This window comes from Pseudomonas sp. Ant30-3, from assembly GCF_000690905.1.
Lineage (GTDB): Bacteria > Pseudomonadota > Gammaproteobacteria > Pseudomonadales > Pseudomonadaceae > Aquipseudomonas.
The window spans coordinates 135,800-153,259 of record NZ_JMCL01000030.1; the positions used below are offsets into that span (position 1 = coordinate 135,800).

Here is a 17,460-nt window from a genome sequence, read left to right on the forward strand (position 1 = left end):
GCACTAAGGGAAGGCATCGCGTTGAACGTGTAGACACGCTCAACGCCGAGAAAACCTTTGTAAATCAGTGTTTTTTTAATCTGGCACAAACACTGCAACACATCGGTCAGGCCCACCGCGAATGCAATCGAGTGGGCAGCCCCCTCGATCAACGACGATCGATTCACGGGCAACATCGGTGGACCAGGCACAGTCGTCTGCAGTCGATACCGCAAAAGAACAGGCAAAGGCGCCTGGAACCGAAAGGTTTCAGGCGTTTTTTTTTGCTTTCTGAACCGCTTTAGCCGGGTGCTTCTTATGAATTCCAATGTTGCCGCGTTGAACAAATTGCAAACTCTGGTGGTGATCGGCAATGGCATGGTCGGCCATCATTGCGTTGAACAGTTGATTGAGCGGGGCGCGCTTGAGCAGTATCGGCTGCACGTGTTCAGTGAGGAGCCGATGCGCGCCTACGATCGCGTGCACCTTTCCGAATACTTTACCGGCCGCGATGCCGAGTCGTTGGCCCTCGGTCACGCTTCGCTCTATCAGACGCCGGGCGTCACGCTGCATTTGGGCGTGCCGGTGCTGGAAATCGACCGCGCGCGGCGTCAGGTGATTACCGCGCAAGGGTGCGTCGCTTACGACAAACTGGTGCTGGCCACGGGTTCATATCCGTTCGTGCCACCGGTCGAGGGCGCCGAGGGCAATTCACGCCTGGTTTACCGGACCCTTGAAGACCTCGACGCGATTCGCGCCGCCGCTGCCAACGCCAGACGCGGCGTGGTGGTGGGTGGTGGATTGCTCGGTCTCGAAGCCGCCAATGCGCTGAAAAGCCTTGGCCTGGAAGCGCACGTCGTCGAGTTTGCACCTCGCCTGATGCCGGTGCAGCTGGATGAAATGGGAGGCATGGCACTTAAGTCGCAAATCGAACGCCTCGGCGTCGGCGTGCACTTGTCCCGCGCAACCCAGTCGATCACGGCGGGTGAGCAGTATCGCTATCGAATGAATTTCGCCAACGACGAATTTCTCGAAACCGATCTCATCGTGTTCTCTGCCGGCATCCGCGCGCAAGACGCGCTGGCCCGGCAATCGGCGCTGGACATCGGCCCGCGTGGCGGCGTCGTGGTGGACAACCACTGCCTTAGCAGTGACCCGCATATATATGCCATCGGCGAATGCGCTTCGTGGAACGGCAGCCTGTTTGGCCTGGTTGCGCCGGGCTATCAAATGGCACGCGGCGTGGCAGCGGTCCTGTGCAATCAGGTCGCCGAGCCGTTCACGGGCGCGGACATGTCGACCAAACTGAAACTGCTCGGCGTCGATGTTGGTTCCATCGGCGACGCTCACGGCAGCACGCCGGGCTCACGCAGTTATCAATTCATCGACGAAGCCAGCGCCAGCTATCGTCGCCTGGTGGTGGATGCCACCGGCAAACATGTGCTCGGCGCGGTGCTGGTCGGCGACAACAGCTATTACGATACGTTGCTGCAATACATGCAGAACGCGATTGCTTTGCCGGCGGAACCGGCGAGTCTGATTCTGCCGTCGTCCGCAGGCGCGCCGACACTGGGCCCGGGTGCGTTGCCGGAATCGGCCACGATCTGCTCGTGCCACAACGTCACCAAAGGTTCGATCTGCTCGGCCATCGACGGCGGCTGCAGCGACCTTGGCCTGCTTAAAGCGCAAACCAAGGCCTGCACCGGTTGCGGCGGTTGCGCGGGTCTGCTCAAGCAGGTTTTTGAACATGAGCTGATTGCCCGAGGCGTCAGCGTTGATAAAAGCCTGTGCGAACATTTCGCCTACACCCGTCAAGAGTTGTATGCATTGGTCCGCGTCGAAGGGGTGATCACCTTTGAAGAGTTGCTCGCCAAACATGGTCGCGGCCATACCGGTTGCGATGTGTGCAAACCCGCGGTCGGTTCGATTCTCGCTTCGTGCTGGAACCGGCCGATCATGGATGCGTCGCTGGTGCCGCTGCAGGACACCAACGACACCTTCATGGCCAACATGCAGAAGAACGGTACTTACTCGGTGGTGCCGCGCATTCCCGGTGGCGAGATCACTGCGGACAAATTGATCGCGATCGGGGTGGTCGCGAAGAAATACGACCTTTACACCAAGATCACCGGCGGCCAGCGCATCGACCTGTTCGGCGCGCAATTGCACGAGTTGCCGGACATCTGGGCCGAGCTGATCGAGGCCGGTTTCGAGACTGGCCATGCCTACGGCAAATCGACCCGCACGGTGAAGTCCTGCGTCGGCAGTACCTGGTGTCGTTACGGTGTGCAGGACAGCGTGCAAATGGCCTTGACCATCGAGGACCGCTATAAAGGCCTGCGCTCGCCGCACAAGCTTAAGTTCGCGGTGTCCGGTTGCACCCGCGAGTGCGCCGAGGCGCAGAGCAAAGACGTCGGTGTGATCGCCACCGAGAAAGGCTGGAACCTTTATATCGCCGGTAACGGCGGCATGCGCCCACGCCACGCCGAGCTGTTCGCCACTGACCTCGATGACGCCACGCTGATTCGCTACATCGACCGTTTCCTGATGTTCTACATCCGCACTGCGGACAAATTGCAGCGCACCTCGGTCTGGCGCGAAAGCCTCGAAGGCGGCCTCGATTTCCTCAAGGACGTGATCATTCACGACAGCCTGGGCCTCGGTGCGGAGCTCGAAGTGCAGATGCAGCTGGTGGTCGATCGCTACGAATGCGAGTGGGCCAATGCCCTCAAGGACCCGCAAAAACTCAAGCGCTTCCGCACCTTCGTCAACGATAAACGCCCCGATCCGGACATTCATTTCGTTCAGGAGCGCGGTCAGCGGCGCCCGATCATGGCCGCCGAACCTAACCTTATTCCCGTCACCGAGGAGATTGCCTGATGAGCCAGATCAATACGCAACCCATCGCAGCCATGACCGGTGCCGAGGTGTGGACGCCGGTGTGTGAACAGCAGGACCTGGTCGACAATTCCGGGGTGGTGGTTTGGCTGGACGGTGCGCAGGTGGCGCTGTTTTATCTGTCGGCGGCTGAGGGTAAAAACCTCTATGCCATCGACAATCACGACCCGCAATCGGGGGCCAATGTGATCGGCCGTGGGCTGATCGGCAGCATCAAGGGCGAGATGGTCGTGGCATCGCCGATCTACAAACAGCATTTCCGTCTGGAAGACGGCAGCTGCCTGGAATACCCGCAACAGCGTCTGCGTGTGTGGCCGGTGCGCTTAAATCAGGGTGTGGTTGAAGTCGGCAAGGCATGACGCCAGATAAGACAGTGGCGCTGCCTGCCCTGTGGGAGCCGATCTTGCTCGCGATGGCGACGTGACATTCAGCGTTTGAGTTGACTGTCAGACCGCGATCGCGAGCAAGCTGTGCTCCCACAGACATCCATGCGTTTCAGCGGGAGATAAGCCCGTGGTCCATGGCGTATTTGACCAGTGCTGCGGGCTTATCGATGTTGAGTTTGCGCCGAATGCTCAGCCGGTGGGTCTCTACGGTGCGCACGCTGATGTCGAGTTCGCGGGCCATTTCCTTGTTGTTCAGACCTTGGGCCATTTTCGACAGCACCTGGTTCTCGCGTGGGGTCAGCTCGTTGTCGGTGGTTTTATCGGCAATCAAACGCTGGGCGATCTCGGCGCTGTAGAAGGTGCCGCCGCTGGCGATGGCTTCGATGGCGGCGATGATTTCCCGTGACGGTGCGTTCTTCAGCACGTAACCGCTGGCGCCGGAGCGCACCGATTCACTGACATATTCGTAGTTGTCGTACATGCTCAACACCAGCACTTTCAGCGCCGGATACTGACCGCGCAGAACGCGGGTGAGTTCGAGGCCGTTGATGTCCTGCAGGCTGATATCGACCAGCAGCAGATCCGGCTGGCAGCGGCCGACCATCTCGATGGCGTCCGCACCATTTTCAGCTTCACCCACGACTTCAAGTTGGGCCATGACCGACAGCAGCGCTCTGATGCCGTCACGCACCAGCGAATGATCGTCAACCAGGGCAACACGGATCGGGGAGGGCAGGTTCATCGCAGGCATTCACTCTTAAAGGGCGGATCAGCGTCTTGCGCCGGGAATTTTCATCGGCAGCAGCACATCCAGCACGCTGCTGCCCGGCATGGATATCAGTTCAAGGCGGCCACCGAAATGTTCGACACGTTCGCGCATATTGCGCAGGCCGATGCCGGCCTGGTGACGTTCGACCTGGGCGACGTTGAAGCCGATGCCGTCATCGACCACCGTCAGTCGAATGGAATCTTCGGAGCCGTGCAGGGTAATTGAAACGTGCCTGGCCTGCGCGTGGCGCTCGATATTGGTCAGGCCTTCCTGGACGATGCGAAACAGTGACACAGCAGCGCCATCGACCAAATGGCAGTCGAATTCATTGTCGTTGTACGTGACCGTGAGCCCGCTGCGTTGCTCGAATTCTTCGGCAAGCTGGCCGATGGCGGCGGACAAACCCAGGGTGTCGAGCAAAGAAGAGCGCAGGTCGTGCGAGAGACTGCGCACTTCGCCAATCGCCTCGCCCAAGCGCTGGGTGGCTTCGCGCAAAATGCTAAGCCCTTTGTCCTGGCCATTTTCCAGCACGTGGCTGGCGAGCTCGAACTGAAACTTGATCGAGACCAGCACCTGGCTGATGCCGTCGTGCAGCTCACGGGACACTCGTGAGCGTTCCTCTTCCTGCAAACTGACGATGCGCTGAGTCAGGCGCTGCAGTTTTTTGTCGGCGAGGCGGTGTTCGCTGACGTTGAGGGTCATGCCGCTGGCGAACACGAAAAGCACGGCCACCAGCGCCACGGCGGCAATCGCCAGCATCGTGGTGCGAATGCCTTGCGCCACTTCGTCGCGAGCCTGTTGGGTGGCGCGTTCGACGTCCTCAAGGTAAATGCCGGTGCCGAGCATCCAGCCCCAGCTGTCCAGCATGACGACGTATGCAAGCTTGTCGGTGACCTGGCCGGACGACGGTTTATTCCAGGCATAGCGCTGAAAGCCTTCCCCCGATTGCGCGCTTTTAAGCAGCGCCTGAATGACTGGCAAACCTTGCGGATCTTTCATGTCCCACAGGTATTGACCGACCAGATCGGACTGGCGCGCGTGCATCAGGCTGCGACCCTCGCGGTCGTACACGAAGAAATAGCCGTTGATGCCGAAGCTGAGTTTGCGCAGTTCTTCCAATACCTGACGCTGTGCCTGCGCGTTGCCCTGGCCATTGTCGTAGAGCGGGGCGATCAGGCTCTGCGCCATTTCCACGTAGTTTTTCAGCTCGGCGCGTTTGCTCGCCAGAATGCTGTCTTCGATCAACTGGGCCTGCTGATCACCGAGCTGGCGGTTCAGCGAAAACACCAACGCGCAAATGACCGCAATCGCCAATACCAGCGGCAGAATCCCGAGCGCGACGATTTTGTGTTTGAGTTGCATCTGGGGCCCTGACCGGCACATGCCTAAGCGGTGGCCGGGCATCATATGCCAAGCAGCGCGTACCCAGAAGCGTGGGGAGACGGAATGAGTGTCGGGATCAGTTCTGGCGCAATTGCTCCGCCAAAAAATCGATTAGCGCAGACACTCGCTTGCTGCAGGGCCCGCTCGACGTTACAGCGTAGAGATCAACATGAGGTAACGCATAGTCGTCCAACGCAGTGGATAGCAGATTCTGGTCGATCTCGCGCTGAATTTCCCAACGGTGTTTCAGCATGACGCCGTACCCCTTCATGGTCCAATTCCGCAGCACAGGACTGTGCGTGAACCAAAGAATGGATCAACAATGAGGGAAGACATTTCAGAAATATACCGGGCTGCCAGCGGCTGCCCGGGCCCATGCACTGCCGCGTAGAAGGAGAGCGTCATTGAAGAATTTATGGCTGGCCACGCTCGTTGCGTCCATCGTGAGTGTGAGCTTCTGGTTGGCAGTGTCCTGGTTGGCGGAGGTCGATGAACCTTGGGACGCGGGAGCCTACTGGACCGTCATCTATCCTGCAGCCCTGGCGCTGACATTGATGCTTGGGCTTTTGTTTTCAAAACACAGGTGGCTGTCGGGGCCTGTCGTTATGTTCGGACAGGTTCCCTGCGTGATGATGAACGCCGAAGCGGGGCCGTTACTCGCTGTCGGCCTCCTGTACGCTTTGTTGTTATCGATCCCGGCGGTGTTGCTGTCGTGGGCAGCGCGTCCGTTGTATCGGCGGCTAGTCGCCAACTGATGCACAAGTCGGCGTCGCCCATGGAATCCCGTTGCGATTGAAATCAAACGTGTTGTTTTGGCTTCGATCGAGCCGCACCTACGTAGAACTACGTAGATTACGCGTACGTAGTAACGCGGATTTATTTGTAGACGGCATGCGCGGATATTGGGCCAGCTCCGCTCAGCGGACACAATTATAAAAAATTACCGCCGCAGTCACTGGCTGTCGGCAGGAGACACGCTATGCCCCGTATGGCTAAACACCTCGCCTGGTTTGCCGTGGCTGTCCTGGGAGCGTTCGCGCTGAGTGTCGTGGCCTTGCGCCGCGGCGAAGCCATCAACGCCCTGTGGATCGTAGTCGCAGCAGTCGCAATCTACCTCGTCGCTTACCGTTACTACAGCCTGTTCATCGCCACCAAGGTGATGCAGCTGGACCCCAATCGTGCCACGCCCGCCGTGCTCAACAATGACGGTCTGGACTTCGTGCCGACCAACAAACACGTGCTCTTCGGCCACCACTTCGCCGCCATTGCCGGTGCCGGTCCGCTCGTCGGCCCTGTGCTCGCCGCGCAAATGGGCTACTTGCCCGGTACGCTCTGGCTGATCGCCGGTGTAGTGCTGGCGGGCGCGGTGCAGGATTTCATGATCCTGTTCCTCTCCACCCGTCGCAACGGTCGCTCGCTGGGCGACATGGTCCGAGAGGAAATGGGCCGCATTCCCGGGACCATCGCGCTGTTCGGCTGCTTCCTGATCATGATCATCATCCTTGCGGTGCTGGCGTTGATCGTGGTCAAAGCGCTGGCCGAGAGTCCGTGGGGCATGTTCACCGTGATGGCGACCTTGCCGATCGCAATGTTCATGGGCATTTATATGCGCTACATCCGCCCGGGTCGTATCGGTGAAATCTCGATCATTGGTGTGTTGCTGTTGCTGGGCTCGATCTGGCTCGGTGGGCAGATCGCTGCCGATCCGGTCTGGGCCAAGGCGTTCAGCTTCACCGGCGTGCAAATCACCTGGATGCTGATTGGCTACGGTTTTGTCGCAGCGGTATTGCCGGTGTGGCTGATCCTCGCTCCGCGTGATTACCTGTCGACCTTCCTGAAAATCGGCACCATCATTGCGCTGGCGATCGGCATCCTGATCACCATGCCCGATCTGAAAATGCCGGCACTGACGCAGTTTATTGACGGCACCGGGCCGGTGTGGAAGGGCGGTCTGTTTCCGTTCCTGTTCATCACCATCGCGTGTGGTGCGGTCTCCGGTTTCCACTCGCTGATTGCTTCCGGCACCACGCCGAAATTGCTCGCCAGTGAAGGCCATGCCCGCTACATCGGTTACGGCGGCATGCTCATGGAATCGTTCGTCGCGATCATGGCGATGGTCGCCGCTTCGGTGATCGAGCCGGGCGTTTACTTCGCCATGAACAGCCCGGCGGCTATCGTTGGCAGCGACGTAGTAACGGTTGCACAGACTGTCAGCAGCTGGGGTTTTGCGATCACTCCGGAAGCATTGCAGGCCGTGGCCACCGACATCGGTGAAACCACGATCCTGGCCCGTGCCGGCGGTGCGCCGACCCTGGCGGTCGGTATCGCACAGATTCTGCACAGCGTGCTGCCGGGTGAAAACACCATGGCGTTCTGGTACCACTTTGCGATTCTGTTCGAAGCGTTGTTCATTCTGACGGCCGTTGATGCCGGTACCCGTGCCGGGCGCTTCATGCTGCAGGATCTGCTCGGCGCCTTTGTGCCGGCGTTGAAACGCACCGAATCCTGGACCGCCAACCTGATCGCCACCGCTGGCTGCGTGGCGATGTGGGGCTACTTGCTCTATCAAGGCGTGATCGATCCGCTCGGTGGCATCAACACCTTGTGGCCGCTGTTCGGCATCTCCAACCAGATGCTGGCCGGTATCGCACTGATGCTCGCCACCGTTGTGCTGATCAAAATGAAACGCCAGCGCTACATCTGGGTGACCATGCTGCCCGCCGTGTGGTTGCTGATCTGCACCACGACTGCCGGCTTCATCAAGCTGTTCGACGCCAACCCGGCGATTGGTTTCCTGTCGCTGGCCAAGAAGTACAGCGATGCGCTGGCCAATGGGCAGGTGCTGGCACCGGCGAAAAATATCGATCAGATGCAGCATGTGATCTACAACGCGTATACCAACGCGACGCTGACGGCGCTGTTCCTGTTCGTGGTCTTCAGCATCCTGTTCTTTGCGCTCAAGGTCGGTATCGCCGCCTGGGGCACCAAGGAGCGCACGGATAAAGAAGCGCCGTTCCAACCTGTGCCAGATGCCTGAGCGAGGAGGGCCGCATGTTCAATGACCTGAGTCGCCTCGGGAAATACCTCGGTCAGGCCGCGCGCCTGATGGTGGGGATGCCCGATTACGACAACTATGTCGAGCACATGCAGACCAAACATCCGGACCAGCCGTTGATGAGTTATGAGGTGTTCTTTCGGGAGCGTCAGGAGGCTCGTTACGGCAGCAAGGCCGGACCAAAGTGTTGTTGAAATACATCTTCAGGTAACACGATAAAACCGTAGGAGCAGAGCTTGGCCAGTCTGACTCCTACGGTTTTTTTTCGTCCATGTTAAACGTGCTCACGGTAGCTCTTCCCAAGAGACCTCGGTCAAACCAGCTGAACTTGCATGTTCAAGCAAGCGCAGGTGATCGTCCTGCGGGTACGATTCCCCATACAAAAGGCCTACGCCGGAGTGCAGGCACGCGTAATACCAGGCATCTTCATCGGTCATGTGTGAATCCGGCTGGACGAATATTCGTCGAGCCTTGCTAAAGCTGTAGGTGATTTGAAAATGCCGAGGGCGCGTCATCCGATTCTCCAGGTGATGTCGCTACGACATTAGTGGCGGAGTGCCAGTTCCGTGGCTGCTGTAAAAAATTAAGTAACCGGTCAAGAAAAAGCCCGCTGATAGCGGGCTCTGACACATCACAAAGTATTCAACTGCCGCCGCTACCACCTCCACCGCCACCACTGCTGCTGCCGCCACCCACCTTGTCACCGCCGCCGGTTTTCGCACCGCCAGGGGTCGGGCCGCTGTCAGTGGTTCCGCCGTCGGCACCTTTGGGCAACGAGCCGGCATCCGGGTCGGCATTGGTGCTTGGGGAGGCAGGCTGCCGGGTGTCCGTCGCCCCATCACCGGACGTTCCCGTGCCAGTGGAAGTGGCCGCCATAACGTGAAACGAGCATGCCGAGAGGATGCCGGCAAGCGTGAGCACCGCAATTCTGTTGTTCATCATTTTGAATCTTCCTTGCGAGTGGATGACACCACATTGGAAGTGCGCTGCTTGAAAACGTGCGAGTCAGCGGACGGGCGGCATGCTCAATCGACGATTTCCACGCGCTCGGTGGCAAGAACGTATCGCTCATCAATTCATTGGAACTCCCGAGCGCAGTTTTTCGTCATCTGAATGGATGGGCTTCAGGCACATGACGCTGCAGCCCCGACACGCTTGTTTTTCATTTCGAAGGCGAGGACGACATGAATACTTCAGATAACAGGACTGACAATCAGCCTGGCAATCAGCAATCCGGGGGACCGGAAAAGGGCTTTGACCAGATCAAGGAAAATGTGACAGAGGCGCTCGGTGGTGCGCGGCAGCAAGCGGATGCGCAATTCGGTCAATACCGCGACACGGCAGCAGACCAGATTGAAGCACTGGCCCAGGGCGCCAAATCTGTGGTCTCGGAAATGGAAAGCAAGGATACCCTCGGCATGTCCGATTACCTTGCCGATGTTGCCGATTCGATGACCGGGCTGGCCAGCAACCTGCGTGGGAAAAGCGCCGAGGAACTGTTGCACGACGGTGCCGATCTGGCGCGGAAAAACCCGACACTGTTCATCGCCGGCAGCATCGCGTTGGGCTTTGCGCTGTCACGGTTCCTCAAGGCGGGTACCGCACCGGCTGCATCTTTCAACGATGATCGTGATCCGGCCGAAAGCAGCTCGATGCCGCCCTCAGGTGGTTTCGGCGCTCAGCGACCTTACGAAAGCTCCATGCCCTCGCGCAGCGGGTCCGACTCCGGGCTGGCAACCGGCATTACTCCGACCTCGCCAAATGAGCAAGACCATCCCTCGGACTTCGCCTCGTCTGCAACGCCCGGGTCCTCGACATCGACCTCGAGCCCAACCACAAATCCGACCTCCACACCGGGCTCCGCAAGCTTCAACTCGACGCCAGGTTCCTCGACTTACAAAGGAGAGCTGTGATGAACAGAGAAGATACTGAGTTGCCGGGTAGCCGTCCTGCTGCCGCGCCGGAAAACGATGCCTCGGTTGTCGGGTTGTTGCGCCAGCTATCCCGCGAAGTGCCAGCGCTGTTTACCAAAGAACTGGCACTGGCCAAGGCCGAGCTGCAGGCCAGCCTCACCACCATGAAGGCCGGGATAGCCGGTGTGGCCGGGGGCGCGATCGTGCTGCTCGCCGGTTTCATCATTCTGTTAATGGCGGTGGTTTACGGCCTGAGCATGGTCATGGCGCCCTGGCTGGCGGCATTGATCGTTGGCGTAGTGGTGATGATCATTGGCTTCACCATGCTGCAGTCCGGCAAGAAGCAATTCGAGCCATCCAACCTCAAGCCTGATCGTACGCTGGACGCCTTGAACAAAGACCAGGAAGCGCTGCGGAGGAAAGTCTCATGAACCGTGAATTCGACATCGAATCAGAAAAAAGCCCTGAAGACATCGAGCGCGAAATCGATGCTCAACGCGAAAGCATTGGCAACATCGTCGATGCCCTGGAAAGCAAGTTCACTCCGGGGCAAATGTTCGACCAGGCCATGGGCATGATGCAAAACAACGGCACCACATTCCTGACCAATCTGGGCACCAGCGTGCGCAACAACCCTGTGCCGGCGGTCGTGACGTCGGTCGGATTGCTGTGGCTGATGATGAGCCAGAACCGTCCACCTGCAGCACGTCATGTGTACCGCACAGGGCCGGATCAGGACAGAACAGGCCAGTGGGCCGATGGTCTGTCTGATGGCGTCGACAGCGCCCGCGACCGTATGCATCAGACCGCCGATTCGCTCAAGGGCGGCTATCAGTCGGTCAAAGGCAAGGCGGCTCATCTGGCAGACAACCTGTCATCGGCCACCGACAGCCTAAGCCACACCGCGCATGACGTCAGCGATCGCATCAGCCACACCGCGCACGATGTCAGTGACCGTGTTGCACGCAGCACCCAGCAGATGGGCAACCAGTTCAATCAGTTGCTCAGGGACCAACCGCTGGTGGTTGCCGCTGCAGGCATCGCTTTGGGTGCGCTATTGGGCGCTGCATTGCCGTCTACCCGTACCGAACAGCGTTACATGGGCAAGACCAGCGCGGACATTGCAGACAAGGTCAAACAGCAGGCACGCGAAGGGATGGAAGCGGTGCGTGACACGGTTACCAAAACTACCGACCATCCCGACACCAAGGAGAATTCAAACGCCAACACCACGGCCAACGCGAGTTCGAATGCTCAATCTTCGACGCAAACACCCAAGCCGGGTGGTACCGCTGCGGATTTGTCAGGGGGGTTGGGTACGCCTTGAGCAAAACAAAGCGGGAGGCCTTGAAAGCCTCCCGCTTTTTTTGCAACTCACCACAGATGACTCAGTTTCCGTCTGCCACTTTGCGTTCGATCTCTGCGGTCTTGCGTTGCAGCTCGTCCACCTCCTGCTCTTTGACGCGAGTCGACGAAGGCGTGATCGTTTTGTCCACGCCATCGGTATCGCTGTCGCTGTCCTGAAGGTCGCGTTCAACCACATTCACCGGTTTGCCTGCCGCATCGGTGGGTGGCGCATTCGCCGGTTTGCCAGTGTTCACACGGTCGTCGTTATTCATTTCACATTCCTCCGTTGGCTTACATCAGTGGAGCATCGCGGCGGCCCAAAAGTTTGACTGGATCGCGCCGTGCTCGACGATTGGCACCCGAGGCGTGACGGTATCCACCCGGCAAAAAAATGCCTCTGGTCGGCATTCCTGAACCTATGCCGACAATCGCTGATCCATCCAGAAATACGTCAGGAATCCGACCGCCATGAACTCCTTCAGAAACCTGCTGACGCCGGCCCATGAGCGACGACTGCGTGCGCTGGATCGTTGGCACCAAACGCTGGACAACGCCGCGCTGCGCAAGGAGTCTCCGGATGCCTATCACGAGGAACTGCTGCGTCAGACAGACGAGATGGACCGCCAGTGCATTGTCAGTTGGGAGGAGTGGCGGGACTTGCGTCGTGAAGCGGACCAAGCGTATTTGCGCGCGGTCGCGGGTGATGATTATCACTGAGGGTCGCTAATGAACACCGACCTGAGATTCGGCATAGAAGAGGAATACTTCATCACCGAACTGGCCAGCCGGAGAATGTCCGCGCAGCCGTCTAAAGCAGCCATCCAAGCATGCGAAGCGGCGCTGGGTGAGTACTTTGCCCTGGAGATGTTCCAGGGTCAGATCGAAGTTGCCTCGCCGATTTTCAACAATGTCGCCGAGGCTGCTCATTACCTCGATGAAGCCCGCGCCAGCCTGCGCCATGCGCTCGAACCTCATGGCTTGGGCTTGTTAAGCGTGGGCAGCCATCCTTTGGCCGACTGGCGCACGCAACGTGCGACCCAGCAGCCGCATTTTTGCAAATTGTTTGAAGACTACCGTCACGTCGCGCAGCGTAGCGTGCTTTCTGGATTGCACGTGCATGTTGAAGTGCCGAGCCAGCTGGACCGCATACGGGTGATGAACGAGGTCCTGCCATGGACGCCATTATTGCTCGCGCTGAGCTGCTCGTCACCGTTCTGGGACGGCGCTGACAGCGGCTACATGAGTTATCGGCAGACGGCCTGTGACGAGTGGCCGCGGATGGGTATTCCGGAGTTCTTCGCTGACGAGCTGGCCTATGACGCCTACGTGGCGTTGCTGATGCAAACCGGCGCCATCAAGCAGGCCGGTGATTGCTGGTGGGGCGTTCGACCTGCGGGCAAATACCCGACGCTTGAGTTACGCATGACCGACGCCTGCCCGCGCGTGGACGACGCGCTGTGCATCGCCTCGTTTTTCCGTTTGCTGGTTGCCTACGCCATCGAGCACGCGCAACCCGGCGCGGACTACTCGCAAAATTCCCGCTGGATACTCCTGGAGAACCGTTGGCGGGCCAAACGCTACGGCGTAGAGGCTGCCTTCGTCATCGAGGGTTACGACCGACCGTTCACCACCGAGCAATGGCTGTTCCGGGCGCAACAGGTACTGGGTAAAACAGCGCACGAGATGGGTGTGGAAGACGTCTTTCGACAGCTGCGCCGAATGCTCGCAGAAGGCAGCAGTGCGCATCGACAGCTGGGGATTTTCCAGCGCACTTTAACCGACGGCAACGATACCCAGGCGGCGCTGGCGGCGGTGGTCGATCACTTGATGAAGGAAACCGCGAAGCCATCACGCTTCGTCGACCACACGCTGGAAACATTGAACGCCGGTTGAGGCAGTGTGCCTGATTAGTATCAACTATCTGGAGAGCACGACCATGTCGGAAGCAGTCAGCTATTTCATGATCGCCATTGCGGTGTTCATTTTGCTCGTGGACTTGTGGGCAATCGTCAGCGTGTTCAGAAGCGACAAGCCGGTCGGCATCAAGGCGGCATGGGCGATCGGCCTGATCGTTTTTCCGGTCATCGGGCTGATTGCCTGGGGCATCGCCGGACCTCGTGGGATCAAGCAAGGACCAACGTCGCCCGAGCACAGCAAAGGTTGAAGGCGCGATCGGGATTTCCCACGCAAAGTGACCAAGCCCTGAAATCCAGGGCTTGGTCATTTTCACGATTGCCTCATACCGCAATCGGTTTGAATCAAATAAATCCATGCCGCACCACAAATCCTGTGGGAGCATGGCTTGCCCGCGAAGGCGGTGGATCAGTCAGCAAAGGTGCCAACTGTTCGTGCCCCCTCGCGGGCAAGCCCGGTTCCCACAGGTTTTGGGACCCGCCGCAGATTTGCATCCTCCACGGCTGAGTCAGACTTTCGCCGGGTTCTGCTTCTCCGGGTCGATGCCATAGAGCACAATCGCCTCGGTCACTTTTTCCCTTCCAATCGCGCCGTCATCAGCCAGCGCCTTTAATGCCGCCAGTGCGATGAAATGGCGATCCACTTCGAAGAAGGTGCGCAGTGACTCGCGGGTATCCGACTGTCCGAAGCCATCCGTGCCCAATGCCACAAAACGTCGTTTGGGCACGAACGGGCGGATCTGGTCGGCGAAGATTTTCATGTAGTCCGTGGCGACCACCACCGGGCCCTGCTTGTTCTGCAGGCTACTTTCCACATGACCGATGCGCGGTTCCTGATCCGGATGCAGCAGGTTCCAGCGTTCCGCGTCCTGGCCGTCACGGCGCAGTTCGGTCAGGCTGGTGACGCTCCACACCTCACTGCTCACCCCAAAGTCCTGTTGCAGCAACTGGGCGGCGGCAATCACCTCCTGCAGGATCGAACCGCAACCCATCAACTGAACATGCTTGCCTTCGACCGGCTGTGCCGGAGCCGAGAGCCGGTACATGCCTTTGAGAATGTCCTGTTCAACACCTTCGGGCATTGGCGGGTGAGCGTAGTTTTCGTTGAGCAGGGTGATGTAGTAATAGGTGTCTTCGTTTTCGACATACATGCGGCGCATGCCGTCCTGGATGATCACCGCCAGTTCGTAAGCGAAAGTCGGGTCGTAAGACACGCAGCACGGCACGGTGGAGGACAGCACGTGGCTGTGCCCGTCGTCATGCTGCAGGCCTTCGCCCATCAGCGTGGTTCTGCCGGACGTGGCACCCAGCAGGAAACCCCGGGCGCGGGCATCGCCTGCCGCCCAGGCCAGATCGCCGACGCGCTGAAAGCCGAACATCGAGTAGAAGATGTAGAAGGGCACCGTCATTACGCCGTGCGTGCTGTACGACGTACTCGCGGCGATCCATGAGGAAATGCCGCCGGATTCATTCAGGCCTTCCTGCATGATCTGGCCGTCGCGCGCCTCTTTGTAATAACTCAACTGGCCGGCGTCCTGGGGCGTGTACAACTGGCCAACGTGGGAATGGATGCCGATCTGACGGAACAGGCTTTCCATGCCGAAGGTGCGTGATTCGTCCGGAACAATCGGCACGATCAGCTTGCCGATGTTCGGGTCCTTGAGCAGCGTGCCGAGGATGCGCACGAACGCCATGGTAGTTGAAATCCCGCGCTCGCCGGTGCCTTTGAGCTGGGTGTCCAGCGCCGATAACGGCGGAATCTGCAGGGGCTCGACGGCACTGAAGCGTGCCGGAATATAGCCGCCCAGTTGCGCGCGCCTGGCTTGCAGATAAACGGCTTCGACACTGTCCGCGGCCGGTTTGAGGTAGGGCATGTCGCCCAGTTGATCGTCGCTGAGGTCCAGCCCGAAACGATCACGGAACGCCTTCACCGCGTCGTCGCCCATCTTCTTCAGCTGATGGTTGATGTTCTGGCCTTCGCCAGCTTCGCCCATACCGAAGCCCTTGACGGTCTTCGCCAGGATGACGGTCGGCCCGCCGGTGTGGCGCATCGCGGCTGCGTAGGCGTTGTAGACTTTTTCCGGGTCATGGCCGCCGCGTGACAACTTCCAGATCTCGTCATCGCTGAGGTCGCTGACCAGTTCGAGCAACTCGGGGTACTTTCCGAAAAAGTGCTCACGAACGTAAGCACCGTTTTGCGATTTGTAATTTTGATAATCGCCGTCCACGCATTCCATCATGCGCTGGCGCAGCAAGCCGCTTTTGTCTTTTTCCAGCAAGGCATCCCAACCGCTGCCCCAGATGACTTTGATGACATTCCAGCCGGCCGCCCGGTACAGGCTTTCAAATTCCTGGATGACTTTGCTGTTGCCGCGCACGGGTCCGTCGAGGCGCTGGAGGTTGCAGTTGACGACAAAAATGATGTTATCGAGCTTCTCTCGACCGGCCAGGGAAATCGCCGCCAGAGATTCCGGCTGATCCATCTCGCCGTCACCGAGAAACGCCCAGACTTTACGACCTTGATGCTCTTTCAGGCCACGGTCTTCGAGGTAACGCATGAACCGCGCCTGATACGCTGCGGTGATCGGCCCGAGCCCCATGGATACCGTCGGAAATTGCCAGAAGTCTGGCATTAGCCTTGGATGTGGGTAGGAAGAAACGCCATCGCGGTCGGTCTCGCGGCGGAAATTATCCAGCTGGTCTTCACTCAGGCGACCTTCGAGATAAGCGCGGCCGTAGATGCCTGGCGAGGAGTGGCCCTGGATGTACACCATGTCGCCGGCAAATTGCTCGGTGCGCCCGCGGAAAAAATGCTCGAAGCCAACGTCGTACAAAACGGCCGCCGAGGCATAGGATGCGATGTGTCCGCCCACGTTCGAATGCTTGCCGGCGCGCAGCACCATGGCCAAGGCGTTCCAGCGAATGTAAGCGTTGATCCGGCGCTCGATGGCCAGGTCACCGGGGTAGGGCTGCTGACGGTCGACCGGGATGGTGTTGACGTAAGGCGTGGTGACGCGCCCATAGAAATCACCGTGACGGTTGGCATCGAAATCAAGCATTTGATCGATCAGGTAATGAGCGCGAGAACGCCCTTCGACGCTTGCCACCGATTCGATGGATTCGAGCCATTCGCGAGTTTCTTGTGGATCCTCGTCGAGAAACAGGGGTTGTTGAGCCATCGTCGTCTCCTGGACAGTGCAGCAGCACCGAGTCGTTTGGTGCCTGGTGAAGGGGCGTGGGTAGACGCCAGCCTTGAGGAATTTTTGTAGTTGCAATTGCAACTACGAGTGAGAACTTAGCCTGCGCCACGCTACAATTGCAACTAAATCGAATTCATCAGAAGGGTGAAGCATGTCGTCAAGTGATCCGGATACCTGGTTCAGATTCGTCCGGGCCCACCGTTGCCTGATCCGCGAAATCGAGCGTCGGCTGGCTGCCGCCGAGCTCCCGGCTTACGCCTGGTACGACGCGTTATGGGGCCTGGAAAGCGGCCCGGACGGCAGCCGACGCATGAGCGAACTGGCTGACGTCATGGCGATCGAGCGCTACAACCTGACTCGCCTGGTGGATCGACTGGAGGCCGAGGGCCTGGTCACCCGCAGCCGTGCCAGCGACGACGGTCGTGGTGCGTATGCCGTCATCACCGAGAGCGGCAAGGTACTGCGAAAAAAAATGTGGCAAGTCTATGAAGGGGCGGTCGACGAACTGTTTCTGGCGCAGTTCGATAGCGAGCAACAGCAGGTCTTCAGCGATGCGCTTGAGCGAGCGGCAACGGCCGCGCGCAACAGCGGGCGCGCGGGTTGAATAACGTGCGCGG

At 59.2% G+C, this 17,460-nt stretch carries 19 protein-coding genes; 12 read left to right on the plus strand and 7 right to left on the minus strand.

Annotation, left to right across the window (positions count from 1 at the left end; genetic code table 11):
• Positions 1-297: 297 nt before the first annotated feature.
• Positions 298-2,859 carry a nitrite reductase large subunit NirB gene (gene nirB, locus DU29_RS0108175; RefSeq protein WP_028621296.1) on the plus strand — a complete coding sequence of 854 codons (2,562 nt, stop codon included), beginning with the start codon at positions 298-300 and terminating at the stop codon, positions 2,857-2,859.
• Positions 2,859-3,236 (plus strand): nitrite reductase small subunit NirD, encoded by a 378-nt coding sequence (gene nirD, locus DU29_RS0108180; protein ID WP_028621297.1) that lies wholly within the window; start codon positions 2,859-2,861, stop codon positions 3,234-3,236. Before nirB ends, nirD begins: the two co-directional genes overlap by 1 nt.
• A gap of 136 nt (positions 3,237-3,372) precedes the next feature.
• Here the strand turns inward: nirD and DU29_RS0108185 are convergent, their stop codons facing one another.
• The 3 genes from DU29_RS0108185 to DU29_RS1000000133695 form a co-directional block, all read right to left on the minus strand.
• Positions 3,373-4,005 carry a response regulator gene (locus tag DU29_RS0108185; RefSeq protein WP_028621298.1) on the minus strand — a complete coding sequence of 211 codons (633 nt, stop codon included), beginning with the start codon at positions 4,003-4,005 and terminating at the stop codon, positions 3,373-3,375.
• Between the two features lie 27 nt (positions 4,006-4,032).
• Positions 4,033-5,394 (minus strand): cache domain-containing protein, encoded by a 1,362-nt coding sequence (locus DU29_RS0108190; RefSeq protein ID WP_028621299.1) that lies wholly within the window; start codon positions 5,392-5,394, stop codon positions 4,033-4,035.
• Positions 5,395-5,491: 97 nt separating this feature from the next.
• Positions 5,492-5,728 carry a hypothetical protein gene (locus DU29_RS1000000133695; protein WP_442961284.1) on the minus strand — a complete coding sequence of 79 codons (237 nt, stop codon included), beginning with the start codon at positions 5,726-5,728 and terminating at the stop codon, positions 5,492-5,494.
• Positions 5,729-5,819: 91 nt separating this feature from the next.
• Here DU29_RS1000000133695 and DU29_RS0108200 point away from each other — a divergent pair, with 91 nt between their 5' ends.
• From DU29_RS0108200 to DU29_RS0108210, 3 genes are all read left to right on the plus strand, one after another.
• Positions 5,820-6,170: a hypothetical protein gene (locus tag DU29_RS0108200; protein ID WP_177326949.1), complete on the plus strand. Its 351-nt coding sequence runs from the start codon at positions 5,820-5,822 to the stop codon at positions 6,168-6,170.
• Between the two features lie 224 nt (positions 6,171-6,394).
• Positions 6,395-8,452: a carbon starvation CstA family protein gene (locus tag DU29_RS0108205; RefSeq protein ID WP_028621302.1), complete on the plus strand. Its 2,058-nt coding sequence runs from the start codon at positions 6,395-6,397 to the stop codon at positions 8,450-8,452.
• Between the two features lie 14 nt (positions 8,453-8,466).
• A complete protein-coding gene (locus tag DU29_RS0108210) occupies positions 8,467-8,664 on the plus strand; it encodes a YbdD/YjiX family protein (protein WP_028621303.1) in 198 nt (65 codons plus the stop codon).
• Positions 8,665-8,754: 90 nt separating this feature from the next.
• Here DU29_RS0108210 and DU29_RS0108215 read toward each other — a convergent pair whose 3' ends face one another.
• Complete coding sequence (locus tag DU29_RS0108215; protein WP_028621304.1) at positions 8,755-8,985, minus strand: DUF6555 family protein; 231 nt, start codon at positions 8,983-8,985, stop codon at positions 8,755-8,757.
• Between the two features lie 127 nt (positions 8,986-9,112).
• Positions 9,113-9,412 (minus strand): hypothetical protein, encoded by a 300-nt coding sequence (locus tag DU29_RS0108220; RefSeq protein WP_028621305.1) that lies wholly within the window; start codon positions 9,410-9,412, stop codon positions 9,113-9,115.
• Between the two features lie 242 nt (positions 9,413-9,654).
• On the opposite strand from DU29_RS0108220, the gene DU29_RS01000000129680 reads away from it, so the two are divergent.
• The 3 genes from DU29_RS01000000129680 to DU29_RS0108235 are packed head-to-tail and all read left to right on the plus strand — an operon-like array spanning position 9,655 to position 11,710.
• On the plus strand, positions 9,655-10,383 hold the full coding sequence (locus DU29_RS01000000129680; RefSeq protein WP_236645587.1) for a hypothetical protein: 729 nt from the start codon (positions 9,655-9,657) through the stop codon (positions 10,381-10,383).
• Positions 10,383-10,814 carry a phage holin family protein gene (locus DU29_RS0108230; RefSeq protein WP_028621306.1) on the plus strand — a complete coding sequence of 144 codons (432 nt, stop codon included), beginning with the start codon at positions 10,383-10,385 and terminating at the stop codon, positions 10,812-10,814. The genes DU29_RS01000000129680 and DU29_RS0108230 overlap by 1 nt, the downstream gene beginning before the upstream one ends.
• On the plus strand, positions 10,811-11,710 hold the full coding sequence (locus tag DU29_RS0108235; RefSeq protein ID WP_028621307.1) for a DUF3618 domain-containing protein: 900 nt from the start codon (positions 10,811-10,813) through the stop codon (positions 11,708-11,710). Before DU29_RS0108230 ends, DU29_RS0108235 begins: the two co-directional genes overlap by 4 nt.
• A 61-nt stretch (positions 11,711-11,771) precedes the next feature.
• Here the strand turns inward: DU29_RS0108235 and DU29_RS0108240 are convergent, their stop codons facing one another.
• Positions 11,772-12,002 (minus strand): hypothetical protein, encoded by a 231-nt coding sequence (locus DU29_RS0108240; RefSeq protein WP_028621308.1) that lies wholly within the window; start codon positions 12,000-12,002, stop codon positions 11,772-11,774.
• Between the two features lie 196 nt (positions 12,003-12,198).
• On the opposite strand from DU29_RS0108240, the gene DU29_RS0108245 reads away from it, so the two are divergent.
• Genes DU29_RS0108245 through DU29_RS0108255 form a run of 3 tightly spaced genes read left to right on the plus strand, consistent with a single transcriptional unit; the run spans position 12,199 to position 13,894 of the window.
• A complete protein-coding gene (locus DU29_RS0108245; RefSeq protein ID WP_028621309.1) occupies positions 12,199-12,447 on the plus strand; it encodes a hypothetical protein in 249 nt (82 codons plus the stop codon).
• 9 nt (positions 12,448-12,456) lie between these two features.
• Positions 12,457-13,623: a carboxylate-amine ligase gene (locus DU29_RS01000000129685; RefSeq protein ID WP_050483090.1), complete on the plus strand. Its 1,167-nt coding sequence runs from the start codon at positions 12,457-12,459 to the stop codon at positions 13,621-13,623.
• Positions 13,624-13,666: 43 nt separating this feature from the next.
• On the plus strand, positions 13,667-13,894 hold the full coding sequence (locus tag DU29_RS0108255; protein ID WP_028621310.1) for a PLD nuclease N-terminal domain-containing protein: 228 nt from the start codon (positions 13,667-13,669) through the stop codon (positions 13,892-13,894).
• A gap of 258 nt (positions 13,895-14,152) precedes the next feature.
• Here DU29_RS0108255 and aceE read toward each other — a convergent pair whose 3' ends face one another.
• Entirely contained in the window at positions 14,153-16,822 is a 2,670-nt protein-coding gene (gene aceE, locus DU29_RS0108260; protein WP_028621311.1) for a pyruvate dehydrogenase (acetyl-transferring), homodimeric type, read from the minus strand.
• Between the two features lie 172 nt (positions 16,823-16,994).
• On the opposite strand from aceE, the gene DU29_RS0108265 reads away from it, so the two are divergent.
• A complete protein-coding gene (locus tag DU29_RS0108265; RefSeq protein WP_028621312.1) occupies positions 16,995-17,447 on the plus strand; it encodes a MarR family winged helix-turn-helix transcriptional regulator in 453 nt (150 codons plus the stop codon).
• Positions 17,448-17,460 lie beyond the last annotated feature (13 nt).

Bases quoted from the DNA above. Each gene is read 5' to 3' on its own strand.
- DU29_RS01000000129680 (WP_236645587.1), top strand. From the start codon at position 9,655: ATGAATACTTCAGATAACAGGACTGACAATCAGCCTGGCAATCAGCAA.
- DU29_RS0108255 (WP_028621310.1), top strand. From the start codon at position 13,667: ATGTCGGAAGCAGTCAGCTATTTCATGATCGCCATTGCGGTGTTCATT.
- DU29_RS0108245 (WP_028621309.1), top strand. From the start codon at position 12,199: ATGAACTCCTTCAGAAACCTGCTGACGCCGGCCCATGAGCGACGACTG.
- DU29_RS0108220 (WP_028621305.1), bottom strand. From the start codon at position 9,412: ATGATGAACAACAGAATTGCGGTGCTCACGCTTGCCGGCATCCTCTCG.
- DU29_RS0108235 (WP_028621307.1), top strand. From the start codon at position 10,811: ATGAACCGTGAATTCGACATCGAATCAGAAAAAAGCCCTGAAGACATC.
- DU29_RS0108230 (WP_028621306.1), top strand. From the start codon at position 10,383: ATGAACAGAGAAGATACTGAGTTGCCGGGTAGCCGTCCTGCTGCCGCG.
- DU29_RS0108210 (WP_028621303.1), top strand. From the start codon at position 8,467: ATGTTCAATGACCTGAGTCGCCTCGGGAAATACCTCGGTCAGGCCGCG.
- DU29_RS0108205 (WP_028621302.1), top strand. From the start codon at position 6,395: ATGCCCCGTATGGCTAAACACCTCGCCTGGTTTGCCGTGGCTGTCCTG.
- DU29_RS0108215 (WP_028621304.1), bottom strand. From the start codon at position 8,985: ATGACGCGCCCTCGGCATTTTCAAATCACCTACAGCTTTAGCAAGGCT.
- DU29_RS01000000129685 (WP_050483090.1), top strand. From the start codon at position 12,457: ATGAACACCGACCTGAGATTCGGCATAGAAGAGGAATACTTCATCACC.
- DU29_RS0108190 (WP_028621299.1), bottom strand. From the start codon at position 5,394: ATGCAACTCAAACACAAAATCGTCGCGCTCGGGATTCTGCCGCTGGTA.
- DU29_RS0108240 (WP_028621308.1), bottom strand. From the start codon at position 12,002: ATGAATAACGACGACCGTGTGAACACTGGCAAACCGGCGAATGCGCCA.
- aceE (WP_028621311.1), bottom strand. From the start codon at position 16,822: ATGGCTCAACAACCCCTGTTTCTCGACGAGGATCCACAAGAAACTCGC.
- nirB (WP_028621296.1), top strand. From the start codon at position 298: ATGAATTCCAATGTTGCCGCGTTGAACAAATTGCAAACTCTGGTGGTG.
- nirD (WP_028621297.1), top strand. From the start codon at position 2,859: ATGAGCCAGATCAATACGCAACCCATCGCAGCCATGACCGGTGCCGAG.
- DU29_RS0108265 (WP_028621312.1), top strand. From the start codon at position 16,995: ATGTCGTCAAGTGATCCGGATACCTGGTTCAGATTCGTCCGGGCCCAC.
- DU29_RS0108185 (WP_028621298.1), bottom strand. From the start codon at position 4,005: ATGAACCTGCCCTCCCCGATCCGTGTTGCCCTGGTTGACGATCATTCG.